Source organism: uncultured Ruegeria sp. (assembly GCF_947497005.1).
Lineage (GTDB): Bacteria > Pseudomonadota > Alphaproteobacteria > Rhodobacterales > Rhodobacteraceae > Ruegeria.
In genome coordinates this window covers 1-341 of record NZ_CANMFF010000074.1, presented here as the reverse complement: position 1 = coordinate 341, position 341 = coordinate 1, and the positions used below count along the sequence as shown (strand labels likewise).

The window sequence follows — 341 nt, the reverse complement described above, 5'->3', positions numbered from 1 at the left end:
CCGCGCGTGTCACCAATCGCAACTGCAACGCGCTCGGTGATCTGAGATTGCACATCAAAGAGATTGGCGGTCGTAAGTTTCTCATCGAACGCCTCGGACCAAACCTGCGCTCTGCTCTGGGTGTCAATCAGGCGCGCCGTTACCCGCAGACGATCACCCGCTTGCCGTACTGTACCTTCAAGCACGAATTCGGCACCCAAGGATTCACCGATACCGCGCACATCCTGGTGCTGCCCGCGGTAGGAGAAGGTGGTGTGCCGCGACAAGACGTTGAGGTCGCGATAGCGTCCGAGTTCGATAATCACATCCTCGCTGATGCCATCGGACAAGTAATCTTTCGA

The 341-nt window shown here is 57.2% G+C and carries 1 protein-coding gene; it reads right to left on the bottom strand.

All coding sequences use genetic code 11. The features are described from left to right. On the bottom strand, positions 1–341 hold a 341-nt coding region (locus tag Q0816_RS25960; RefSeq protein ID WP_298856226.1), incomplete at both ends, for a FlgO family outer membrane protein.